This window comes from Aporhodopirellula rubra (assembly GCF_014192335.1).
Classification (GTDB): Bacteria; Planctomycetota; Planctomycetia; order Pirellulales; family Pirellulaceae; genus Rhodopirellula; species Rhodopirellula rubra.
The window spans coordinates 190,344-213,944 of the sequence record NZ_JACHXU010000012.1; the positions used below are offsets into that span (position 1 = coordinate 190,344).

Below are 23,601 nucleotides of genomic sequence, written 5' to 3' on the forward strand. Positions count from 1 at the left end.
TTCATTCCACAATGCGGCGAACTCTCCTCCCCGGGAAAAAGAGGGGTGGGTAGATAGGTCACAGGTTGCCTGTCGCCTGTTTAGCTACCTGCAGACTGCCCATTCTCGATCTTTTCACGCAGCTCCTTGCACCCTTCCGATGGCGTACTGCACATCGAACATCGCGAGACTCCGTCTGGGTCCGTTCTCGCGTTCAGACCGCCGCACGACCCGCTGATGCTCTTGCGACCGAAAATCACGCCGACCGCCATCGCGATCAACACGGCGCCAAAACCGATTGCGGTCAACACGAGGATCGGCATCATCCGTTCGCCAAACCCGCCGCCCTCCGCCGTCGCCGCCTGGGCCATCATCATTTGCTCCGCGACTGCCGCGAGCGTTCCCGTTCCGATCACATTCATTTGATTTCCTTCATTCCCATTCGTTTCGTCCGACTGCGTAACACCGGCAACGCCGCCTCGCGTCATTAGCAAAGTATCTAAGTCGTTCTCATTCGCCAATTCAATCGCTCTCTCAGGACCGAGAACATTCAGCGCCGTCGCCCACGCGTCCGCGGCCATGCACGTTGATGCGATCACGGTCACCGACGCCAAATCGTGTCGAACCGGACGGCGCGTCACCGGATCGATCGTGTGCGAATAGCGTTCCCCGTCGACTTCGAAATAGTTTCGATAGTCACCGGACGTCGCCATCGCGGAATTTTTCATCGGGTGCGCCACGGCGATCTTATTGTTTTCCGCATCCGGTCGCTGGATCCCGACGAGCCATGGGACCGTTCCGCTCGGAGTGATTTTCGCACCGGAGACCCGCACCTCACCCCCGATTTCGACAAAGACGTTCTTGGCTCCTCGAGCCAGCAACAATTCGACCACTCGGTCGACGCCGTGGCCCTTCGCGATCGCCGACAAGTCGACACGCAATTCACCAATCGCCTTCTTCAGCGCCGGCGGATCGATGCGTGCTTGCAGATGCTCCTGTCCAATACGCTCACCGATCTGTTCCAGTTCCGTGTCGCTGGGCACGTCTTGATTTCGCTCGTACGGACCGAAGCTCCAACGGTCGACCAGCGGCCCCACCGTGACATCAAACCGACCGCCCGATGCTTCACCGACCTTTAACGCAAACGCGACCACCTCGGCGGTCTCGGCACTGACGTCAAACCAATCCGTTGATGTCGACTCGTTGAATCGACTCAATTCGCTCGACGTGAGATACGTCGACATCTGATCGTTCACCCGTCGCAGCTCAGCGTCCACTGCCAACGAGGCTTCTTCGGCCCAATCGTCTCCATCCGGCGGATCAGAAACCTTGACCGAATACGTTGTTCCCATCGTCGCGCCACGAAACGCGATCATTTGCGGCGTCTCACGCGCGGTTGACTCTGCCGCAGTTGACTCTGCCGCAGTTGACTCTGCCGACGAATCCTGAGCCTGGACCACGTTCCCGAACAGCCATCCGCCACCTAGCACGACAACGACTGTGATCGTGAGCATAAGAAAAAACGCGACGGGTGAGTAACCTCGTCGCGTCATGCGGTTTCGTTGAGACATGGATGCCTTTGATTAGCCGCCGAAGTCGTCGTATGCGATGTTCTCTGGCTCGACACCGAGATCGTCGAGCATCTTGAACACGGCCGCGTTCATCATCGGAGGACCGCAGATGTAATACTCGATGTCTTCGGGAGCAGGGTGCGTCTTCAGGTAGTTGTCCAACAACACCTGGTGAATGAATCCGACGTAGCCTTCCCAATTATCTTCAGGAGCAGGCTCCGACAACGCGATGTTGAACTGGAAGTTCGGGAAGTCCTTCTCGATGTCACGGAAGTGATCGACGTAGAACAACTCGCGAGCACTTCGACCGCCGTACCAGTAGCTGACCTTGCGATCCGTTTTCTGACGTTTGAACAGTTCGAAGATGTGACTTCGCAGAGGAGCCATCCCGGCACCACCACCGATGTAAACCATCTCGGCCTTGCTGTCCTTGATGAAGAACTCACCGTAGGGACCGCTGATCGTTGCCTTGTCGCCCGGTTTGAGCGAAAAGATCCAACTACTCATCTTGCCCGGAGGTGTTCCTTCGGGAGCACGTGGCGGCGGCGATGCGACCCGGATATTGAGCATGATGATGCCCTTTTCGCCGGGATAGTTGGCCATCGAGTACGCACGGACGACGGGCTCGTCGACCTTCGAAACGTAACGCCAAATTTTGTACTGATCCCAATCAGGATGGAATCGTTCCTCGATGTCGAAATCTTTGTAATGAATTTCGTGAGGAGGACATTCGATTTGGATGTAACCGCCGGCACGGAAGTCAACTTCCTCGCCCTCAGGAAGTTCGAGAACGAACTCCTTGATGAACGTTGCAACATTGTTGTTACTGCGAACGGTGCATTCCCACTTCTTAGTATCGAAGGCCTCTGGCGGCACTTCGACCTTCATGTCTTGCTTGACCGCGACCTGGCAACTCAACCGTTCGCCTTCGGCAGCTTCCTTCTTGTTGATATGACCTTCTTCGGTCGGCAACAAATCTCCGCCGCCTTCTTCAACTTTGACTTTGCACTGGGCACAGGTACCACCACCACCGCAGGCACTCGAGACGAAGATACCGGCATCGGCGAGAGCACCGAGGAGCTTACCGCCAGCGGGAACGGAAATCTCTTTCTGATCGTTAATCATGATTTTGACCAAACCAGAAGAAACGAGCTGTTTCTTAGCGGCCAAAATCAGCAACACGAGCGCCAGCACGATGAGCGTGAACATCGCGACGCCGACGGCAACGACCGTACTCGCTGCGGCACCGATCACAAGGGTAGACGTTAACATCAGGAAAGACTCACTGCCATGAATGGTGTGGCTGACGCAAGAACGCCGGCCAACGGGTTGTTTCGTTGTGTGTTTGCCGTCAACCGACGGCGGGACCACGCTCGCGGCGAACGTGGTGACGGGTTGCTCTCCACACTCATCCCGAGTGCGGCGAGACTTCTACAATTGGATCCCGCTGAACGACATGAACGCCAGCGACATCAATCCAACCGTAATGAATGTGATTCCTAAACCACGCAACGGCGGCGGAACGTCTGAATACTTGAGTTTTTCGCGAATCCCCGCGAGAGCCATGATCGCCAACGCCCAACCGACGCCACAACCAAACCCGTACGTGCAGGATTCAGGGAACGAGTAATTGCGTTCTTGCATGAACAGCGACGCACCGAGGATGGCACAATTCACCGTGATCAGTGGCAAGAAAATCCCGAGTGCGTTGTAAAGCGACGGCAGGAATTTATCCAAGAACATTTCGAGGATCTGAACCAACGCCGCGATCACACCGATGAAGCTGATGAACCCGAGGAAAGCCAAGTCGACTTCCGAGAAGTTGATCGTGGATTCGGGAATGAATCCGTTGGCCCAAGTCAGAGCCCCCTTCTTCAGCAACAACGAATAGATCAACTGGTTCGCTGGCACCGTGATCGTTTCAATCACGATCACCGCAATGCCCAGACCGATCGCGATCTTGACGTTCTTGCTGACTGCCAGGAACGTGCACATCCCGAGGAAGAAGGCCAACGCCAAGTTCTCGACGAAGACCGCCTGCAGAAAAATACTGAGGTGAGTTTCAAAAGTAGCCATAGCTTTCTCAGGCCTCTTCGATTTGTTCAGGTTTGTTAAGTCGGATCACCCAAATCATGAATCCGATAATAAAGAAGGCACTCGGCGGCAGTAGCATCAAACCGTTGGGAGCGTACCAACCACCGTTGCGGTTGAGTTCCAAGATGGTTTGACCGAACAGCGATCCGCTGCCGAAGAGTTCTCGGAAGAACGCAACGACCACCAACACGAATCCGTATCCGAGTCCGTTACCGACCCCGTCGAGGAAACTGATCCCTGCGGAGTTCTTCATCGCGAAACCTTCCGCACGTCCCATCACGATACAGTTCGTGATGATCAGACCGACGAAAACGGACAACTGCTTGCTGATATCAAACAGAAACGCTTTCAGGAACTGGTCGACGACGATCACGAGCGATGCGATCACGGTCATCTGCACGATGATCCGGATGCTGCTCGGGATGTACGACCGAATCGCACTCACGGCGAGGTTACTGAACGCGGTCACTGCCATCACAGCGAGTGCCATGACCAACGATGTTTCCATCTTGGTCGTCACCGCGAGAGCCGAACAAATCCCGAGGATCTGCAAGGCGATCGGGTTGTTGTTGACAACAGGATCGACGAGTACGTCGATTGGTTTTTTGGACATTGGTTATGCTCCAACCTTCTTCGTCGAGTTACCGGGCTTCGAGGCCGCAGCGGTGTCACCCGCGGTCGATTCTTGTTTGATCTTGGAACCGAGTTTCTTCAAAAACGGTCCGTATCCCTGGTCGCTGGCCCAGTACTGGACGAGCGCCGTGACGCCGCGGCTGGTGATCGTCGCACCCGAGAGCCCGTCGACACTGTACGGGTCGGTTTCGGGAGCAGGTCCCTTGGCGACTTGCGCGGCCGGTTCACCGTTCTCGTCGTAAAGCTTCAACCCGTTCCACTGTTCCTTCCAGGACGGATTGTCGACTTCACCACCGAGACCCGGCGTTTCTTTGTGCTGATAGAACGTGATCCCTTGGATCGTCTCGAGATCGCTCTTGAGAGCCAAGTAACCGTACAGCGTTCCCCAAAGTCCCTTGCCGTAGATCGGCAAAACGACTTGGCGGATCGGACCTTCGCCGCCACGACGAACGAAGTAAACCTTCATCGTGTTCGGACGGCGGTCTTCGCCGGGATCATAAGGATCGGGAACAATCTCGGTGCTCAACGTCGGGTCCGTTGCGGATTCCACCAGGTCGAAATCAGCAGGATCCATTTCCTCGTTGAATTCACCGGTGTCGAGATCAACCATTTGCTCGCTCACCCAAGTGTAAAGATTGTCGATCTCTTTCTTGGACAACTGCGACGCTGGCTTTCCGAATTCATCGGTGGGCAAACCTGCCGCATCGAGAATGTTCTTTTGCTGGTCGAGCACTTCGTTGGCGAGCTGGTACGGCCGCAGTGCCACCGCGGCGGCACTCACCGCGAGTGAACACACGACACACAACAGCGTCGCGATCAGGATCGTTCCTGTAACAGAATCTTTAGCTGGCATAGCGGGCGACCCTCCGGCGGACGTTGGCTTGGACGACGAAATAATCAATCAACGGAGCGAACACGTTGCCGAACAAAATCGCCAACATGATCCCTTCCGGGAACGCGGGGTTGATCACGCGAATCAGAACGGTCATGAAACCGATCAGAGCGCCGTAGATCCACTTGCCCTTCTCGGTCATCGATGCACTAACGGGGTCCGTCGCCATGAAGACCAACCCGAAGGCGAGCCCGCCGATCACGAGGTGCCAGTAAAACGGAACTTCGAACATTGCGTTGGTTTCACTGCCGACGGCGTTGAGCAAAAGACTCGTCGCGATCACGCCACCGATGACGCCGGCCATGATTCGCCATGATCCGATTCCGGTCGCAATCAAGATGATCGCACCGACCAGACAAAGCAGAGCACTGGTTTCACCAACGCATCCTTGAATCGTGCCGAGGAACGCACTCATCCAGCTGATCTCGCCGGTCGCTCCCCAAACGTATTGAACTTGGCTGAGCGATTCGATCGCTCCATTTTCGACAACCGCCATCTGACCGAGTGCCGTCGCGCCGCTGAACCCGTCAACCGCAGTCCAAACCTTGTCCCCGCTGATATCGCCGGCGTAGGAGAAATACAGGAAGGCTCGCGAAGTCAGAGCAACGTTCAGGAAGTTACGCCCCGTACCGCCGAAGACCTCTTTGGCAACGATCACACCGAACGCGATCCCCACGGCGACCTGCCACAGCGGAATCGAAGCGGGCAACGTCAGCGGAAACAACAACCCCGTGACCAAGAACCCTTCGTTGATTTCGTGGCCTCGCAACACCGAGAAAACCATCTCGACGTGACCGCCCACGAACATGCAAACGGCATAGATCGGGATGAAGAAGATCGCGCCATAGACGAAGTTATCAACGAAACTGTTCGGGTTATGCCCCAGACCGATCGCGGTATGCACGGTGTTGTGCCAATCGTACTCAACCGGCACGCCGGCCTCATTCATTTGCACGATCGCCGAGTTCGCCTGATAGCCCGTGTTCCACATTCCGAACAACGTCACCGGGATCAACGCCACGACGACCATGATCATCATGCGTTTCAAATCGATGCCATCGCGAACGTGAGTCCGGCCTTCGGTGGTTTCACCGGGCGTGAACAAAAACGTGTCGATTGATTCGTAAACGGGGTAGGCTTTCTCTAAGATTCCCCCCTTCGCGAATAAGGGGTGAACGCGGTCGAAAGCGTCACGCAGTGGTTTCATATTGATTTAGCCTTCACGTTCGATCGTGGTCAAATTTTGTCGCAACAGCGATCCGTATTCGTATTTGCCTGGGCACACAAACGTGCACAATGCGAGATCTTCTTCTTCGAGTTCCAACACACCGAGCGACTGTGCCGAATCGGTATCGCGGACGATCAACGCACGCAGCAACTGGGTCGGCAGGATATCCATCGGCATCACTTTCTCGTACGTGCCCAGTGGCACCATCGCACGCTCACTGCCACCCGTTGACGACGTGAACGCGAACTTCTGAGACGGATTCATCGCCGACGCGAACACGCGTGTGATCGAGTACTTGTCAAACCCAGGCTTTTGCCAGCCCAAGAATTCTCGGTGGTCGCCCTCTTCGATCACCGACACCTGCTGGTGATAGCGGCCGAGATAGTTGTGAGGAACCTTTGCGGTGTGCCCGTTCAAGACCGAACCGGAGATCGGACGCAACTTGCACTCCGTATCGACGGCACCTTCGATCAAATCGTCGATGCACGCACCGAGTCGAGTTTCGATCAAACGAGGCTGAGTCACCTTCGGTCCGGCCAACGAGATCACGCGACGCGGGTCGAGTCGTCCGGTCTGGAATAATGAACCGATGGCGATGACGTCTTGATAACCTACATACCAAACTGTCTTGTTCGGACCGACCGGATCCAAGAAATGAATGTGTGTGCCCGGAAGGCCTGCGGGGTGCGGTCCAGCGAACTCGGCGAACGTCACGCCGGAAACCTCTTCGCCCGGCACCGAAGCGCCGTCGGCCTTGCAAACGTAAACGTTGCCGGCACCGAGTTGCGTGAGGGCCTGCAAGCCGAGAACGAACTGGTCTTTCCGCTCGCTCATAACGACGGCGGGGTCCGCCGCCAATGGATTGGTATCGATCGCCGTGACGAAAATCGAACTCGGCGTCGAAGCGATTTCAGGCACCCTGCCAAACGGACGCGTACGGAGCGATGTCCACAATCCACTTTCGACGAGTACCGATCGGACGGCGTCGCCACCGATCGCAACGGGATCTTTCTCGCGAGCGTTTTCGAACACAACCGCGTCATCACCATCGACGGCAATCGTGATCGCTTCGAACTTTCGCTTCGTTCCACGAACGACGTCGGTGATGGTCCCGGCGGCAGGCGAGGTATAGACTACGCCTGGAGTCTTTTTGTCTTCAAAAAGCGGCTGACCCAACGACACTCGATCGCCAACGGCAACCAACATGGTGGGCTTCATCCCGACGTAATCGTCACCCAACAAAGCCACACTGCGGACCATCGGCCCCGCTTCGACTCGCTGCTCGGGACAACCGAGAATGGGTAGATCAAGGCCTTGTTTGATGACCGTGCGGTGTTGGGTAGCGGGCATGAACGCAAACACTTTGTGAAAAATGTAACAAAGTCAGATTTGGGGAAAGCTCACCGAAGTGAGCTTTGTGCGACACTATTACACAGCAGGCGAAATTTGACAACGGCATATAACACCCCTTCGTAAAGTGATTCGGTGTGCGTCATCGCGAGGGTCAGTTGCCCGTCAATAACGGCTTCAATGGGTACTCCAGTTCACCATCGAAGGGCCAATAGCAGCCCCGAACGCAGGATTAATTTCCTGCTTCAAATTGCGCCTCATGACGGCGAAATCCCCCTTGCCAGCACAGACCACCTAAGCCCCCAACTCGTGCCAAACTCGCAACGGTTCCCGCGGCTATCACGAAAGCGCCACAACTGAATTCGCCGCATCGACGGGCAACTCAACTCAGCAAACTCGCGATCAACCGGGCCGCCCGCCGGACCGCAGGCTCACGCCGATTTGATGCCTCCCGATCCGATATCCCACGGGGCTCATCCACTCGGCACAAAACCTCGGGAACGCTCAGCGGGTCATCGCCCATTGCTAACAACGCGGCAATCGCCGAAGCGAGACCGCTGTCGCTCCGCAACGACACCCCCAACCCGAATCGTTCGACGCGTGCCGCGTTGTCAAACTGGTCGAACGCCATCGGCCGAATCAACTGAGGCACCTTCGCGTCGATCGCGCGGCTGGTCGTGCCGATCCCACCGTGATGCACGATCCCGCGGCAATGCGGCAACCATTGCCCCAGAGGCACGTAGCCGACGCTGCGAATATTGCGATGCACGACCCCACCGGGATTCGAAGGACAACACCACACAACCCCGACACCCGCGGACTCGCAAAGATCAGCGATTCGAATCACCAACGACTCATCGCCATGGTGCGCCGAACCGGTAGTGACCAACAACGGACGATCCAAAGGCAGCGACTCAGCACCGGCACTCTGATCTTGCCCGCCGCCGTGACCGCCAGCCTCAACCTCGTTGTTGACAGGCCCAACACCGTCATCGAGAGGAAACCCAACGCACTGCAGCGGCGCCGCGGTTCCGGATCGAACGGAATACTTTTCGAATATCTCGGGTGCAAACCAGGCCGGATACAAACCGAGCACTTGATCGGGCGATCGCCACCACTGCTGCATCAACCGCCGTTGAGGAGCGAGCCCCGCCCGACGTTTCCGCTCGGCGTTGACTGGACCACCGATCACCCGATCGAGAAACATGATGTCGGCCAAGAAATACGTCATCCGGTTCAGTCGGTTCCAACCTTCCGGCAACACCCCACGCGTCCACCCGCGATCGGGCAGCAAACGAGGTGGCGTCACGCTATGACGTAACATCGCCGGCGCGAGATGCACACTCGACAGACGGCACGCAGATGCCGCTGCTTGATCGGATGACGCGTCTTGAGAAACACGCGTTGCCTTCGCGACTTGGGTTTCCTGAAAGACCAGCGATGCGAAATCGAGCGGATGGGCGACCAACACAGTCTCGCCGGGCACGAACATCTGGTCGATGAACTGCAAATGCGGATGGAAGAATTTTTCGGCGACCTCCGTGAGCACGCGGCGCGCTCCCGTCCAAGGTTTCCAAAACTGAGTCTGCGAAACGACACGGTGGAACGACTCACTGTCGATCACGACATTGGCATGCAGCCCCGCCTTTTCGACCACATCGACATACGGTTCCGCGACGCTGACGTGACACTCAAACCCGATCGCGTCGAGTTCGCGGCCGATCGCGACCATCGGATTGACATCCCCGCGCGAGCCCGGTGCAGACAGAATCGCCCGAGGACGACTGCGGCGCGCGCGTGGATCGCTCACGTCCGATCGATATCGTATTCGGTAATCTTCCGATACGCCGTCGCTCGGCTGATCCCCAGCAACTTGGCCGCTTCAGGAACACCGCCGCTGGTTCGATTGAGTGCTTTTTCGATCAACCGTTTTTCCCAAACATCGATCCGAAGAGTGTCGATGTTGGACAGCCCCGCGTCACGGAGCCCCAAATCTTCTGCGACGATCTCCGGTTCATCGGCCATCACGACGGCACTGTCGATGACGTTTCGCAACTGGCGCACGTTCCCGGGCCATGCATACGTCAGCAACCGTTCTCGTGCATCCGTCGACAAGCTCAACTGCGGACGCCCATGTTGTTTCAGAAAATGCACGACAAAGTGGTCAACCAAGATTCCAATGTCTTCACCACGATCACGCAGCGGTGGCACCGGCAATTCAAAAACACTCAGCCGGTAATAAAGGTCTTCGCGGAAACGTCCGTCTCGCACGAACTCGGTGAGGTCACGGTTGGTCGCCGCGATCACGCGGACATCCACGTTCACTTGCTTGCTCGCGCCCACGGGAAGGAACGGATGTCCCTCCAAGATACGCAACAGTTTGGCTTGTCCCTCCAAACTCATTTCACCGATTTCGTCGAGGAACAACGTTCCTTGGTCGGCCTGTTCAAACAATCCTGTGTGATCACTGTCGGCGCCGGTGAACGAACCACGCTTGTGCCCGAACAACTGACTCTCGAGCAGATCGCGAGGGATCGCCGCGCAGTTCACCGTCAACATCGGCCGATCATTACGATTGCTCGCGCGATGAACGGCACGTGCAACGAGTTCTTTGCCCGAGCCACTTTCGCCGCGGATCAACACCGATCCGTTGGCGCGCCCGACACGTGCGATTCGCTCTTTCAGCTTTCGCATCACTTTACTGTCGCCGACCAATTCACCTTGGTCAGCGTTTCGGTCCGCGATGCGTTGATTCTCGACGCGAAGGTTTTCCGTCACCGTCGATTGGGTCAGCCCCATCGCGAGCAAACCGGCCGCACCGACCGCTAAATCCACGATCGAGTCCGAGTAGGCCTGCCCCTTACGATGAAAGATCAGAACGCCGAGCGATTTGTCTTCGTCAACGATCGGCACGATCAAACAATGCGTCGGCATCCCGCCGCTTTCGACCGTTCCAGGATGCTCGCTCAGATAAACCTCGCCTCCCTTGGCGACGCGTTTCAGTTGAGCGCGATCGAATTTGACCGGAGTGCTTTTTTGCGGAAACTGCCGCCGTACTTTCCAACGCCCGTCACCGCCGTCAACGGCCAACGAGATCGTCCCCGAACTGGTGCGATCGAGCAACAACTCCAACGTCGTGTCGATCACCTCGCCGGGTTTCTGACCGTTGAGCAACGAGAGGCTGAGTTGGTAGAGATCGAGCAAATGCTGTGGCTGAGAAACCAACTCACCCGCTTCACGTACGACATCCGACTCGCGTGCCTTCCAGTGATCGATGTCATGATAGAGCGTTTGCGACAGAGCTTCCGCACCGGCAGGGTCATCTGCAGTGGTGACAAGTTGCAATGAAGTCTTGCCGATCACGATTTTGGTTTGGTCGATCAAGCGTGCGTCATCAACGCGTTGACCGTTGACCAACGTGCCATTGCGGCTGTTCGTATCACGCAAATGCCAAGCGTGATCTTCGTAGTAGACGACCGCGTGAAATCGACTGCTATTGGGATCCGACAACATGATATCGCACCCGATCGCTCGTCCGATATGCATCGGACGATCGGGGTCGAGCGGATATTGAATCCCTTTTTCTTGACCGGTCTGTACGGCAAGGTACGCAGCCATCAACGCCCCTTCTGGTCGGCGGGTAGTGCAAGCATTTTTGCGAGTTGTTTTAGCGCGATCGGAAACGCCTTGGTATCACGACCGTGGACGGTCCACCATTGTTGCAGGACCTCCGCAACCTCATCGATTCCTCGGCCTAAGGTCACGTCGCACGACGACGCAGCCACGGCCGACTGCATAAACGTTTCTTCGGACTCCCACCAAAGCCCGAGCGTCTCGGCAATCGGCAACGACTCTCCTGACATCAATCCCGCCTCGGCGGCCTGGTTTAAGATCAACGGAATGCTGCCCAGAGACCACGGCAACTCGACGCTCGGCTTCGCATCGCCTCCGGATGTACCATCACCTGCACCCGAAGACGCATGACCGCTCGGCCCTTTGAAACCCGCGGACGCCGTCGACGCGCTCGAGCTCTTCGCCGTCAATCCGGACGATCCACCCGACAACGACGCGGACACCCCCGATAGATGCGTTCGCGTGTGCGTGTCAATCGCGACCTGGGTTAGTTGGTGAATCAACCGTAACCACTCCGGCACGTTGGGCGACATGTCCGTTAAGACGGCTTCGATCCAAACGCAGGACTGATAACTGCTCCGCCCCGCTGCCCCGGTGCGCAGCGGCTGAACCGCGTGGACGGTGACTCGCGTCGGCCACCAATTTTTCGGCGGCGAACCGCTCCAAATCTGCTTCCCGATCGATCGCACCATGCCGGGGCCGTATGCCTCATACGACTGTTTCAGCGGCGCGTATCGCAAACGCAGTTGATCGACAAACCGAGGCGAATCGGTCATTAACAAACGTCGACAATTATCGATCGACCGGTGAATCGCAGCCGCCGTTTGATCGGACTGCAATTGAGAATGCCCCGACCGCAGTAACGCGACTTCGCACAATTGTGGCGTGATCGGGGCGTCGTTGCCCGACGACACCAACTCGTCACGCAGATGATCCCAAAAGATCCGTTCCGAAACCGCCGCGGAGATCAGCCGTTCGCTAACACGCTCGGCTTCGCTGACGAATTGGGACATTGCCTGCGGGTCTTTGAGGATGAAGCCACCCGACGACTTCCGCCCACCCGCACTCCCCGTAGGAGCGTGGAAATTCGGTGCGGCGCATGATTGCACAGCCCGCACCAAACTCAGTGACGCCGATGCGATCCAGTGAAGTTTCAACAGTCATCTCGCAAATGTTCCTGGATCCACTGCTCGAGCTCCTCGAAATCAACCGAGGGCACCACGTTCAAATCAGGACGCAGCTTCACCGCATCACGGATATAAACATGGTGAATTTCGGACTGGGATCGATCCGTATTCCAGTGCAACAGGATCCGAATGCATCGAGGCAACGACCGCTCGACCGAAACCTCGTAACTGCACAACAAGGGCACCTCCAGCCACCCGAGCTGACGTGCCGCCAACGCGGGGAACTCGCTCTGCAAGTCCTTCGTCACTGTGAAAATGGCACTCGCGACGTCCACGGTCTGGATGTCGTTACGACGAATCATCAGCGCAAGCAACTGCGTCGTCGCTTTCAAAATTTCATCACGGTCATCAGTGTCGACTGTCGTCGCACCGCGAACACCCCGGCATACCGTCATCGTCAATGCAAGCCATTCAGGAATCAAAGCGGAAGCATGGAAACCATTTTCTCGCCCGACTGCGATGCACAACACATTTGATTCGCGGGCATCGGTGCCGCGTAAAACTCAGGCGACAGCATTCGGTTCGAGACAGGCCATGGTTGGAGAAAGATTCACCAACGACGCCAGAATACCGTCGATCTCAATTTGCGACTAGCGGTATTTTCTCATTTTGCGACATGCCGTTGCCGGCAGCATACGTGCGTTCAGGAGCCCTGAGCGACTCCCGCGGGAACGCTGTTGAGTAAGCACGGACGCGATAAGATCGGTGATTTGCCGTCCGAACCGCTGCCGCCGACGCGGGCACCGAGCATCGCGACGGCCTGAACCTGAGCGATCGCGTGATTAATCATCGCCGAATTCAGAACGGATCGCTGGCCCGTTTTCGCCGCCGAATCATCGCCGTTCTGTTCCAGTCCTAGGATTCCGATTGACAGCCGTTCGCCGCTCTGGTTTTTCTCCGCCGACGCGAGGGTCAAACCGACCGATGACGCCGCACCGCAGATCTGCTCCGCCCGCAGCAACGCTTCGCTCTCGTCACACTCTGGCATGGAAATCAGCAACGTGGAGTGATTCAGACACCCGATCCGGTCCTGGCTCCTCATCGCCGCTCGAACCAACTGCAACAACGAACGCATCGTCGAACCACCGGGTTGCCCCGACAGAGTCACCGCCATCAAACGGTTCGTCCGCTTCGGTGCCGTCTGGCTAGCCAAAACATCGACGATCCCGTCAATCATCGTCTCGCGGTCGGGCAAATACGTGAGCCCCTTGGGGCGTTCGGTATCACCGCCCTCACGAAGAGTGTCAGCCAACTTGCTGAGTTGTTTCGCTTCCACATCCTCGACTTCGCCTGACCTGGTTCGATCGACCGCACCAGCGACACTTGCTTCCACGTCCAATGCGTCCGAAGCGATTGCCGCGACGATCGGATCCTCCTCCGCACTCGATCTTCGAATCGGCGTCGGTTCGTCCGTAACGGCGCCGGCAGTTTTGCCCGCTCGCTTTCCTGCACCCGCTGGAGCAGCGGCCAATCCACTGGTCTTTAATTTGATTGCATTCGATCCGTCGGCGATCGACGCGTCGGTGCTTGATGCCGAGATGCCGGTTGTCGAGGCGTTATCAGAAACGGCGTTTGATGAATTCGTGCTCGCCTGATCGGCAATCGCGGGCAGATCCATCGGGTTTGGTTCCGTGATCGCTCCAACGCGAACGATTCGGTCGGCGTCGATATAGTGAGCACAATTCCGGCCGGCTTCCTTGGATTGGTACAACGCATCGTCGACGCGTTGCAGCCATTCGTCGGAGGACTGGTTCGGTTGCAGCACACCGATTCCAACGCTCATCGAGACTTTAAGACGTTTTCCTTCAAAGCGGATTTCGCGGCTACTGACGGCGACACGCGTCCGTTCGATCAAATCGATTGCTTCGGCATAGTCGACGTTATCGATCATCACACAGAATTCTTCGCCGCCGAACCTCGCGACCAACCCGTAGGGCTGCAACCGCGCTTCCAACATGCTCGCCACCGATCGCAACACTTCGTCGCCGATTCGGTGCCCATGTTCGTCGTTGAATTTCTTGAAGAAATCAATGTCCAAAATCGCCAACACGCCCGCACCGGAACATCCCTTGGCGTATTGCTCGTCGAGCCGTTTGTCGAACGCACCACGATTGCTGAGCTGGGTCAACGCGTCGGTCTCGGCACGCTGTTCGGCGGATTCCAATTGTTTTGTCTGTTCGCGCAGTCGTTTCTGCGATTCCTCGAGTTGCGAACGCATCGTCTCGTTTGCGGCGAGCAACTGTTCGACGGCAACCACGATTTCGGTAGGCGCCCCCGACAGATCACTCGCACTGAGCACGCCATTGACCGCGTCAACTTTAGTCTGATGCTCATCGACGTTGGCGGCCACGGTCGACGCGAATGAGCGAATTCGGTCTGCAACGGTCGCGACCTTTTCAGGCGTCAGAACCTCGCCGTCGGCGTTTTTAATGACATTTTTGCCGGAGGCGGAGCTGGCTTCACGCGACGTGCCGTCCCTGGAATCGATCGATCCGCCGTCCGAGAGTTCACCATCTTCATACCGAGTCTGCTCCGAATTGGACGACGACGGTCCACCCGCTCGGTGCAATGCGTGCATCACCCAGCCGCAACAGATCCCTGCGCCGCCACAACTACCCGCAATGATGATGTCAAGTATCACGAAACCTAATCCTGCCTAAGCAAACCACATGTGCCGTAACAAACGCCTAGTGATGTATAGCTCGCCCGGGCAGGCAGTCAAAAAGAAAGCTGAAGCTGAAACCGCAAGAATACCCAATGCTCCTATTCAACCTGTTTTAAGGGTCATTTTGTCCAACTCGCAAAAATATGTAGGTTTTGAGATGGCCAAACCCTGATTTATCTCAAATACTTGTGCGTACAAGGTTACTGGTTAACGTTCCCGCAAGGATTGGGTTTTTATGTCAACTTTTACACCAATGGCCCCTGGCAAATTTCCGGGCCATCCCGCCGACTCTCCTCCCGCCGACTCTCCTCCCGCCGATACACTGTCGACCGCAAAGAACATCTCGAACGGATCGACGGACTCCCGTGTTCGAAGTCTCGCCGCTCAAGACTGCACCCTCCGACTCGACCCCGCCGAACCGGCGACTGCAGAACCTGAACTCGCTTTAGAAACTGCAATCTCTGTGCTGGCACAAAGCTCAGTCGCCGAATTACGTTTTCTTCGAGTCGACGAAAATGAAGACACGATTCATCTGAGTGGAAGCGTCCGCAGCTATTACCACAAACAGCTCGCTCAAGAGACGATTCGCCCAATCGCCGCGGGACGACAAGTCGTCAACCGCGTCAACGTTCGCGAGCACGCCTAAATCGCAGGACGCCCGTTCGCGGAAATTTTGGGGCGCCGAAATTTTGGGTCGCCGAATTCTTCCGGTCTGACGAATGAGCGGTCTGTCAATTGAAAGTTTGCCGAGTAGAAATCGGTCGACACGCGGATTGAAGAACAGCAGATTGAAGAACACTCGCTCGCTCCCAGCCAGCCCGCGTCCCCCGATGCGGAAACCGCGCCACCCGAAACGCGGTCAGTGCTCTTACCATCTCACCGCGTCGACGAATAGCAAGACCGCCGCGACCGCGTCACATCGAACGACCGCGTCACATCAAGCGACCGAACCGGACTGAGAACACTCGCCACTACTGCATTTCAGCGAGCGTGTGCATCGACTCTTTCAGGTTGCTGTATAGATCCTGGTAAACAGGGAACAACCGGTTGTACGCAGCCTTCGCTTTCGCATCGGGTTTGGTTTCAGCAGCGACTTCGATCGTGGCCGAACACGCTGTCGTGATCGAGCGGTAAGCACCATCACCGACGGCAGCCAGCAACGCGACGCCGTACGCGGCGCCCTGCTCGACTCGTAGCGTCGTGATCTTTTTGCCGAACACGTCCGCCTGCATTTGACGCCACAACGTGTTCTTGCTGCCGCCACCGGATGCTCGCACCTGACGGACGGGCACGCCGAGCGATTCGATGATCTCGAGACTGTCACGCAAGGCGAACGTGATCCCTTCCATCACACTGCGGGTCATCGCACCACGATCGTGGGTCAGGTTCATTCCGACAAACGCGCCTCGTGCTTGCGGGTCCGCGTGTGGTGTGCGTTCACCGTTGAGATACGGAAGGAACAACAACGAACCGCTGCCGGCCGGCGCCGCGGCAGCTTCCCGAGTCGCCGCTTCATATGATTTCGCAGCGGGGACGCCTGCGAGTCCCTGCAACACGTTCTCGACCCACCACTGCAACGATCCGCCGCTGGTCAGGTTCACACCCATCATGTGCCACTTGCCGCGAACCGCGTGGCAGAACGTATGCAACCGGCCCGCCGTGTCGATACTCGGTTCATCACTGTGAACGAACATCACGCCACTGGTCCCGATCGACGTACTGAGCAAACCTTTCTTAACGATCCCGTTACCGATCGCACCGGCGGCGCAGTCACCCGCACCCCCGACGACTTTGCAGTCCGTCGTCAGCCCGAGCTTCTTCGCCGCCGCAGTCGTTAATGTCCCGGTAACTTCTTCGGACTCAACAACACGTGGCAACAGGTCCGAATCGAGATCGAGCTTACCGAGCAATTGCGACGACCACTCACGCTTTTTGACATCGAGCAACAACGTGCCGCTGGCGTCGCTGACCTCGGTAACGTAGTCCCCGATCAGACGACGACGGATTTCGTCCTTGGGCAACAAGACTTTCGCGAGCCGGTCGAAGGCACGTTTTTCGTTGTCGCGGAGCCACAAAATCTTGGGAGCTTGGAATCCCGTCAACGCGGGGTTGGCGACCATGCCGATCAATTTTTCGCGCGAGCCCGCCGCCGACGTGATCGCATCGCATTGCTCGGACGTGCGTTGGTCATTCCACAGGATCGCCGGGCGGATGACTTCATCGTTGGCGTCGAGGAAAACCGATCCGTGCATCTGGCCGGACAGCCCGATCGCTTTGACCTCCGATTTGTCGACTTTGGATTGACGCATGACCGCTTTGACGGTCTTCACGGTCGCCTTCCACCAATCTTCGGGATCCTGCTGCGTCCAACCCGGTCGAGGCTGTTCCATCGGGTAGGTGGCGTCGGATTCGGCAAGCACTTTGCCTGATTCATCGATGAGCAGAGTTTTCGTGCCGCTGGTGCCAACATCGATTCCGAGATAGTAAGACATGCGTGGGGGATCACTGGAAAATAGAAGGAGCTAAACAGGTTTGAACAAGGCAGCACTATAACGCGTAGCACGCTCGCTTTGTATGTGGGCCCCCGTCTCCCCGCAACTTTTCTCTCCGTCGATCCCTTACTTTTTCATGCGTTGCCCAGACCGCTCCGGTGAACGTTCTCGCCGATCAACATCGCCTGCCGTCCTGCCCCGCCGCGAATGGTTGGCCGGTGCGGTCTCGGTCATCTCGCTCGCCGGTTGCCGATCGCAGGAAGACGCCGAAACCTCCGCGGCACGACGTCGCAGGACCGACGTTCCGCTGCGAGTGGTCTGGGTCGGCAGCGACGCGGACGCCGAAATTCTTACCCGTGCCTGGTCCTCCATCAGCGAGCAACCGCTCGATGTCCGCGTCGTCGAACCACCTCGTCCGATCGCGGATTCGTCATCCGATCAATCGGCCGAGCCCCCCGAACTGAACGTCAACAGTGACCTGTTCGCGAAAGCCTCCGCAGCGGACGTGCTGATCTATCCGATCGCGATGATGTCGCAACTCGTCTCGCAAAAAAGTGTGATGCCGTTGCTCAATCAATCGTCCAACGCCGACACGCCTGCCGAGATCGGCGAGGAAGGCGAAAACGTTTTCGCCAGCGAAGACCGCACGACGATCCCCGTTGCGCTGCGAATCGCAACCACGTTTTCGAGCGAACGACTCGCGACCCCCATGGGCGGCTACCTCCCCGCGGTTCTGTTGGGCGAAGAGTCCAGTGGCGTTTCGCTCAGCGATTGGGATTCATACGAAGCGTTCGTCAAATCCTCCGACGGAAAATGCTGCGAACCGACCGCTCCGACTTGGGCCGGCGCCATGTACCTGTGGCGACTGGCGAGCAGTCTGACCGCGACGTGGCTCTTCGAGCGTGAATCACTTCGGCCGCTCTTTACCGAGCCCGAATACGTCGCCGTTCTCGAACAAATGCGTCGTGCCGTCAAAGCCTCCGTCGACGCAGAGAGCGGACGCACGCCCGGCGAAATCTACACCGCCGTCGCCAACGGCAAACTGCGAGGCGGGATCGGATTCCCTCAACGCAACCGAGCCTTCGCGACCGACGATGCCGATACCGGCGAAACGGGCGGCCCCATCACACTGGCATCGCTGCCGACCGGATCGAGCAGCCGACGCGCCGAACAAACTCAACTCGGCCTCCGATTGGACCCGAGTCGCGGAATGGTCGATCCCTTCATGTTGGTCGGATCAATGGCCTCATCGTGTCGCCAAACCGCCGCCGCCGATACCTTCATCAACTGGCTCGCCGGCGGCGAAGGCAGCGAACCGCTGTATCGCGGCATCGGCGAATTCGTCGACACCAAGACAGTCCCGAGCGAATCGTCCAACGACCCCTTTGAGAACTATCGCAGTTGGCTGAGCAAACAGTTGTCCGACGCGAGTTTCGTTCCGACGCTGCAACTGATCGGCGCCACCGAGTATTACGCGGCCCTCGACAAATCCGTGCGGGAATGCGTCCACGGTGACCAACCCGCTAAAGATGCCTGCCAAGAAATCACCGACCGTTGGGCACGACTGCATCGCAAATTCGACCTGCCGTCGCAGCAACGCAATTGGCGGCGAGCCCAAGGGATTTCATAAAATTCACGCAAACCGTCGAATCCCAGTTCGCACGTCAATCGCACCGGTTCGCACGCCGAATCGCCCCAGCTACTGATCCCCGAACTTTCGCACACGGAACAATGCGTTGCGACGTTGGCTACAATAGCCGAGCCATCGACTCGGCTCGTGACTTCGCGAGCCCCGTCAGACTCAGGCATCGCGATACAAATTCAAACATCTCTTCAGACGATTCTTTCATGCGTACTTTTCTTTGCAGATCCCTTTGTCTCGGGCTAACTCTTTGCATGGCCGCGGCGACGCAGGCTCGAGAATGGTCCTCGCCCAACGGATATTTCCGCGTCGAAGCCGAAGCAATCGCCTTTGACGACAAGACCGTGGTTCTGAAAAAACCGACCGGCGAATTGATCGCCGCCGAATTGGCCGAACTTAGCGAAGCGGATCAGGAATACGTTCAATCCCGCGAAGCCAAAGAGGCGTACGCGAAATCCGTCGACCAAATGCAAACCTGGACCGCCGCCGACGGCATGAAGGTCCGCGGCCGTGTCTTGGCGTATGGAAAAAAAGACCTCACCGTTCGCCGGCAACTCGGCAAAATGATCGTCGATGACAAGCGGTTCGCCGCCATGGATCCGCTCCATCAAAAATTGACGCTCAAGATCATTTCCAAAATCGTCGGCCAAGAAATCACAGACGAAAAATCGGTTGAGGAATGGGGCAAAACCCTCCGTGCCGACACTCGCACGTTTCCTCTCGAAGGCGTTCTGATGGAACTCGAAAGCGGTGACGAGATCGGCGTGCCATTCTTCCTCTTCGCCAAAGAGGAACAGGAACTCCTTCAACCAGGCTGGAAGGCGTGGCTCGAAAATGAATCAAACACAGAAGCTCAACAGCGAGAAAGTTTGATGATGCAAACGCAAGCGATGGAATACCAACGCGACCGCGAGAACCGCAACCAAATCGAGGCCGTCAAACTCGGACTCCTCGCCACGGCGACGGGAGTCATTTCCATTTGGGAGGTCATCCTCGAACCGGCCCAAGGCAACTACTATCGCCGAACCAGCGTCATGGTACCGGCGCAGAACAGCCAGGCGGCCGAACAAATGGTGATGCAGAAGTATCCCGGATTCCGAGTCGTCGGCGTTCGTCGCGCGAGTCGATAGACACACGCCAGACTTCTCTCGCCCGCGCTGTTGTCACCGGCACAATCGCAACTGGGCAACCGTCGTCATGCATCTGCTGACGACGATGACGGATCGTTAGTCGAGAATGCTCTCGATATCGCGGATCATTCTCGCTCGCTCGGTTTCCGGCAGCGCGTGCAGCCCGTCGTATTCGATCCAACCATTGGACACCCCAACCCCGGCCCCGACCTGACGGGCGAGTTTCATCTGCGGCTCCCACATGTGCCGAAAATGCCACGCACACGGCCGCCATGCTTTATCGCCAAGGGCCGCGAGATAACGCACCGGTGCTTGGCTGTACAACGGATTGCCGAGCGATGTCCCATAAGCGTGGTCGCCGACGTCGCCATCCCCCCAAAGACAGAACGCGGATCGAGAACAGTCACTCGTGAACACCGCTTTGTCGTTCCCGAACGAGCGAACGAGAGCCCGCAGGTCTCGGAAGAACTCGATCGCGTATGACGAAAGTGGGCCGTATCGGTCGGCGGCCTCGTCGTACCCGATTCCCGCGAACGTCTCGTCAACACAAATGGCGTCGGGCTCGAGAATCTCCATCATCCACCGGGCCTGCTGCAGCAGGTGATCCCGCCACGGTTTATACGCGATCGACATCCACCAACATTGCCCCTCGACGTCCGGCCCGGTCCACGGAAAACGCATCGGCTTCCCATCCGTTCCGACGCGGCGTCCTTCCGCAAACCGCGGAAACAACTCCGATGCATCGTCGATCAGAGTCAAATGCATGTAGATCGCCGCTTTAGCACCCGCGTCGCGAGTGTCTTTGATCCGCCGCCGCATGATCTCGGTCGACATCGAGGCTGGCCCCTGCTTCGAACCCGGCATCGCATTCCACGTCGCGCGATCAGGCCGAATGAAATCGCCGAGGTGCGGGTAGTACCCATGTTGCGTTGCCATGCCGACATGGAATTCGGCAAAATGTTTGCTATCGGCGTCATAGCCATTGCCGCGAACACCGTTTTCACCTTCCGCCGACGACAAAAAATCGTAGTAGTGAACCTTGAATTGTCGCGTCCAATCGATCGGCTCGAACTCCTCCTCGTGACCGAATTCGTGAAATGCCTTCCACGCTTTCGATGCATCACCCTGATGCAACACGAGCCAGCATGACTCGGTAATCGATTGACCGGGTGCTAACTCAATCACTCGCCCGGCCGTCCAAGCTCGCTGGCCGTCGGATCCAACCGTTGACCGGAATCGCATCGGAGAATCCGACGCTGAAAACAGCCCCACGTGCCATGACGAAGACGCCGCCGAAATGTCAACGACCGGCACCAACAGCAACGCCCTCGTTTGGCGTTCGTTCGGAAAACTTGCCATCGGTTCGAGATAATGGCAATCGAAATCCTGCCCGTCCAATTCAACGTTGCAGTCACCGAGAAACTCGCTCATCCCCAACGACGAGAACCGCTTGTCATGAGCGAACCCCGCCACGTTCAGCGGCAAATAGAGGTATTGATGGCGAGTCGAAGGATCAGGAGAAGCCGATGTTGAAAACGACACTTCAACGGACTGAACTTCCGCAGACGTGTTCTGAATCTCGAGCGATGCCTCTAACACATTCGCCTGCGTTTCCGATGGACTCTGGTGCAAATGATGGCGATGATGAAAACGAACGGGTCCGGCCTGACCTAACAACGATGGTTGTTCCGCTTCTTCTTGATCCGTCTTTTCAAACAAACGGACACGAGCTGAAATCAATGGACTTCCATCACTTGGATGCAACAAAGACCTTCCGTCACAAGACACCGAAGTGTATTGATTACTAACCGGATCCAGCGTCCACTTAATCACTCCATCTTTAGGTGATTTCGCACCAAAGACAGGTGTTGTAAGCATCGATCCAGAGACACTCGATGCGCATGCAGAAATTAAAAAGTCGCGGCGTTTCATGGGCGGGTTCCTTTGCACACAAACGCCCGCAGTGCTGACGTTTGAAAAGGTCGATTAAGGTGGGTCGAGACAAGTGAAATGCTCATCCACACCCAACGACTTAGCAACCCCGTGCGACAAAATCATCACCGAAGCACACGCCCAAAACAAATCCCAAACCTCAAAACACTCTATACGTTCACCAACCCCAAAAACCAACAAAGGGCCACAGACAAACTCAACTGTCACCTACACCTCCCCACTTCGATCTCTCCGAGATACGCTCGTGAGTCATGGGTAATCAATAAGGTTCAACACCCAGGCAATCGACGCAACTTCGTCGCATCAAGATCCAACCCCATTTCCGTGATCATGGCCACCAGTTCCGATTGCCCGCGCAATTTTAACTTTTGCGTAATCGACGATTTGTGACGTTCGATCGTCTTCGGACTGCGAAACAACAACTTCGCCACCCGCGGAACACTCAGTCCGTGCCCCAACAACACCGCAACCTCGAGTTCACGCCGGGTCAAAACGTCCAACGCCCCCAGGCCGATGTATTCCGAATGGACTTCCTCGATCGGTTCCTGTGTTTCGATTTCGTCGTGCCCCGTGCTCGTCCGCGAAATCACAATCACTCGGTTATACGGTGGTGTTTTATCGCGAATGGGCCAAACGTTGGAATGGATCCGCTTGCCGTGATAAACGTGCGTGATCGACAGCGGTTTGCCTTCGTCGAGCACTCGGCCGATCATCGCCATCCGCTCGGCGGCGTACTCGGGCGAATGAAAATCACTGATTTTCTTGCCTTGATAATCAATACCCGTGCATTGCGAAAACAACACCATTGCGGTGTCATTGACGAACAACAACCTTCCCTCCGCATCCGTGATACTGATCCCCACACCTGCCGTTCGCGTCACCGCGGCCCATAACGACATGGGATCAATTTGGGGAGGATCAATTCGGTCCTGTCGGGCCGAATGATCAGACACGGTGCGATGCGATGACGTCTCGGACATAGAACCAGGACCGATCGTATAAAATATGAAAAAGCGACAAGAGATGAGGCGATCGACTCATAGATTACCCCGGCCAGCCCCCCAATACTACAGATTCGTTGAGTTCACCAGGACGACTCTTCTCGCGTTTTTGGGATCACGGGTCTGCGCACCGAAACAATCGTTACTTTGT

18 protein-coding genes are annotated in these 23,601 nt (G+C 57.0%); 3 read left to right on the forward strand and 15 right to left on the reverse strand.

All coding sequences use genetic code 11. The features are described 5' to 3' along the window. Positions 1–80: 80 nt before the first annotated feature. From FHS27_RS17275 to FHS27_RS17330, 12 genes are all read right to left on the reverse strand, one after another. On the reverse strand, positions 81–1,550 hold the full coding sequence (locus FHS27_RS17275) for an FAD:protein FMN transferase (protein WP_184306133.1): 1,470 nt from the start codon (positions 1,548–1,550) through the stop codon (positions 81–83). Between the two features lie 12 nt (positions 1,551–1,562). Then, the gene (nqrF, locus tag FHS27_RS17280; RefSeq protein ID WP_044256422.1) at positions 1,563–2,822 is read right to left on the reverse strand and encodes an NADH:ubiquinone reductase (Na(+)-transporting) subunit F; all 1,260 of its coding nucleotides are present in this window, start codon (positions 2,820–2,822) and stop codon (positions 1,563–1,565) included. A gap of 159 nt (positions 2,823–2,981) precedes the next feature. Next, positions 2,982–3,626, reverse strand: coding sequence for an NADH:ubiquinone reductase (Na(+)-transporting) subunit E (gene nqrE, locus FHS27_RS17285; RefSeq protein WP_184306134.1), 645 nt, complete (start codon positions 3,624–3,626; stop codon positions 2,982–2,984). A gap of 7 nt (positions 3,627–3,633) precedes the next feature. Continuing rightward, complete coding sequence (locus tag FHS27_RS17290; RefSeq protein WP_184306135.1) at positions 3,634–4,257, reverse strand: NADH:ubiquinone reductase (Na(+)-transporting) subunit D; 624 nt, start codon at positions 4,255–4,257, stop codon at positions 3,634–3,636. 3 nt (positions 4,258–4,260) lie between these two features. Beyond that, positions 4,261–5,130, reverse strand: coding sequence for a Na(+)-translocating NADH-quinone reductase subunit C (locus FHS27_RS17295; protein ID WP_184306136.1), 870 nt, complete (start codon positions 5,128–5,130; stop codon positions 4,261–4,263). Further along, a complete protein-coding gene (locus FHS27_RS17300; RefSeq protein ID WP_184306137.1) occupies positions 5,120–6,376 on the reverse strand; it encodes an NADH:ubiquinone reductase (Na(+)-transporting) subunit B in 1,257 nt (418 codons plus the stop codon). The genes FHS27_RS17295 and FHS27_RS17300 overlap by 11 nt, the downstream gene beginning before the upstream one ends. Before the next feature lie 6 nt (positions 6,377–6,382). Then, a complete protein-coding gene (locus tag FHS27_RS17305; RefSeq protein ID WP_173405361.1) occupies positions 6,383–7,747 on the reverse strand; it encodes a Na(+)-translocating NADH-quinone reductase subunit A in 1,365 nt (454 codons plus the stop codon). Between the two features lie 382 nt (positions 7,748–8,129). After that, positions 8,130–9,557 (reverse strand): glycosyltransferase, encoded by a 1,428-nt coding sequence (locus tag FHS27_RS17310; RefSeq protein WP_315854601.1) that lies wholly within the window; start codon positions 9,555–9,557, stop codon positions 8,130–8,132. Further along, positions 9,554–11,365, reverse strand: a complete 1,812-nt coding sequence (locus tag FHS27_RS17315; protein ID WP_184306138.1) for a sigma 54-interacting transcriptional regulator — start codon at positions 11,363–11,365, stop codon at positions 9,554–9,556. Before FHS27_RS17315 ends, FHS27_RS17310 begins: the two co-directional genes overlap by 4 nt. Beyond that, positions 11,365–12,537, reverse strand: coding sequence for a hypothetical protein (locus tag FHS27_RS17320; protein WP_184306139.1), 1,173 nt, complete (start codon positions 12,535–12,537; stop codon positions 11,365–11,367). The genes FHS27_RS17315 and FHS27_RS17320 overlap by 1 nt, the downstream gene beginning before the upstream one ends. Beyond that, positions 12,534–12,962 (reverse strand): chorismate mutase, encoded by a 429-nt coding sequence (aroH, locus tag FHS27_RS17325; protein WP_184306175.1) that lies wholly within the window; start codon positions 12,960–12,962, stop codon positions 12,534–12,536. Before aroH ends, FHS27_RS17320 begins: the two co-directional genes overlap by 4 nt. 248 nt (positions 12,963–13,210) lie before the next feature. After that, on the reverse strand, positions 13,211–15,208 hold the full coding sequence (locus FHS27_RS17330; protein ID WP_315854602.1) for a GGDEF domain-containing protein: 1,998 nt from the start codon (positions 15,206–15,208) through the stop codon (positions 13,211–13,213). Between the two features lie 259 nt (positions 15,209–15,467). Here FHS27_RS17330 and FHS27_RS31155 point away from each other — a divergent pair, with 259 nt between their 5' ends. Then, a complete protein-coding gene (locus FHS27_RS31155; protein ID WP_246419976.1) occupies positions 15,468–15,878 on the forward strand; it encodes a BON domain-containing protein in 411 nt (136 codons plus the stop codon). Positions 15,879–16,203: 325 nt separating this feature from the next. On the opposite strand, the gene xylB is transcribed toward FHS27_RS31155, so the two are convergent. Then, positions 16,204–17,724 (reverse strand): xylulokinase, encoded by a 1,521-nt coding sequence (xylB, locus tag FHS27_RS17340; RefSeq protein WP_184306140.1) that lies wholly within the window; start codon positions 17,722–17,724, stop codon positions 16,204–16,206. 136 nt (positions 17,725–17,860) lie between these two features. On the opposite strand from xylB, the gene FHS27_RS17345 reads away from it, so the two are divergent. Together FHS27_RS17345 and FHS27_RS17350 are read left to right on the forward strand one after the other, a co-directional pair. Beyond that, on the forward strand, positions 17,861–19,354 hold the full coding sequence (locus FHS27_RS17345) for an ABC transporter substrate-binding protein (RefSeq protein WP_184306141.1): 1,494 nt from the start codon (positions 17,861–17,863) through the stop codon (positions 19,352–19,354). 218 nt (positions 19,355–19,572) lie between these two features. Beyond that, positions 19,573–20,496, forward strand: coding sequence for an SHD1 domain-containing protein (locus FHS27_RS17350; RefSeq protein WP_246419979.1), 924 nt, complete (start codon positions 19,573–19,575; stop codon positions 20,494–20,496). Between the two features lie 96 nt (positions 20,497–20,592). On the opposite strand, the gene FHS27_RS17355 is transcribed toward FHS27_RS17350, so the two are convergent. Both FHS27_RS17355 and FHS27_RS17360 read right to left on the reverse strand, forming a co-directional pair. Then, a complete protein-coding gene (locus FHS27_RS17355; RefSeq protein WP_246419981.1) occupies positions 20,593–22,236 on the reverse strand; it encodes a hypothetical protein in 1,644 nt (547 codons plus the stop codon). A gap of 482 nt (positions 22,237–22,718) precedes the next feature. Then, positions 22,719–23,348, reverse strand: a complete 630-nt coding sequence (locus FHS27_RS17360; protein WP_009102395.1) for a PAS and helix-turn-helix domain-containing protein — start codon at positions 23,346–23,348, stop codon at positions 22,719–22,721. Between the last annotated feature and the right edge of the window lie 253 nt (positions 23,349–23,601).